Raw genomic sequence first — 1,156 nt, forward strand, 5'->3', positions numbered from 1 at the left:
ATTCGCAGACTCTTATCACCAAGATATGTTTTATCTCCACGGAAAAGTTTTTCTGAAGTATCTCTACTTTTATACAGATTCAAGGCCTCTTTAGCCGTCATCTTCTCTGATGTTATGATACAAAAATAGCCACTCAACTCACTTTCTCTTTCAATTGGAGCTCTTTTTCTATTGTGTTAGCTTCACTTTTTAAGTGAAAAGCAAAAGTAGGCACGAATACAGTACCTATGCGGTTTTCAGTAACATTTCGTGAACCGTCATGAATAATTCAGGATTAAGTATATACTTTCCATTTTTAATTGTAACATAATTTTCTATTTCTGACATTTCATCAGCATATTGATCGTAGTTTTCATATAAGACAAAATCACTTTTACTTTTTTCCTTTGCGTTTACTTCATGATTAAATGAACCTAATACGATAACCATGCATAGTAGTAATGAGATTGTTTTTTTCATAGCTGGTCTCCTTGAGCCTGATTTTTTGAAAATTCTATTGAATTTACTTGCATTACCATTCATATGGTAATTCTGTTGTTATTGGATTAACATTTTTTTCTAAAATAACTTCATTTGGTCCATTGACTTCTAATTCAATACTTAAACTCATCATGACAATAAGCATTGATATTAGAATACTCTTTAAAATATTCATATTCCCCCCCATTCTAAGGAAATGATAATATAAAAATCAACTTATAAAAATAGAACTATACTTCCGGTTTGAAAATATCTTCATCTAGGTCCAAATAAACTTCATCTTTGTTTGTGTTGAGCAACAAATAGTTAGTACTACCGGCTACAAGTTAGCTACAAATTCTTGTTCGTAATTTTAATTCGTTCCTACTTTACTCTGTTGTTTTTTGCAACACGGTATTTTTCTTGTATTATCTTGTTAATGACAAAAAAAGAAAAGAGAAGAACGCAGCCTGCAAGCACGTTTTCTTCTCTCATCAGAATACAATTCTATTAAGAACCATACCAATTCTAATACTATGATAAGAGTTTTTAACGCGCGAGTTTGAAAGCAAATTTCATAATGATTTTTCATATATGCCTTTAATAGCAAGTGTTTAGGCTTATTTTTTTGTCAAATTTATATTCTTTTTATTAACGTCCTGTGTAAACCTGTGTTGTAATAATAGAAGAAAAAGCG

2 protein-coding genes are annotated in these 1,156 nt (G+C 30.4%); both read right to left on the bottom strand.

Annotated elements, in window-relative coordinates; all coding sequences use genetic code 11:
• Positions 1–225: 225 nt before the first annotated feature.
• On the bottom strand, positions 226–459 hold the full coding sequence (locus tag AC6F8J_RS15150; RefSeq protein ID WP_500724458.1) for a hypothetical protein: 234 nt from the start codon (positions 457–459) through the stop codon (positions 226–228).
• Between the two features lie 52 nt (positions 460–511).
• Positions 512–655, bottom strand: a complete 144-nt coding sequence (locus AC6F8J_RS15155; RefSeq protein ID WP_500724459.1) for a hypothetical protein — start codon at positions 653–655, stop codon at positions 512–514.
• Positions 656–1,156: the final 501 nt, after the last annotated feature.

This window comes from Petrocella sp. (assembly GCF_059865615.1).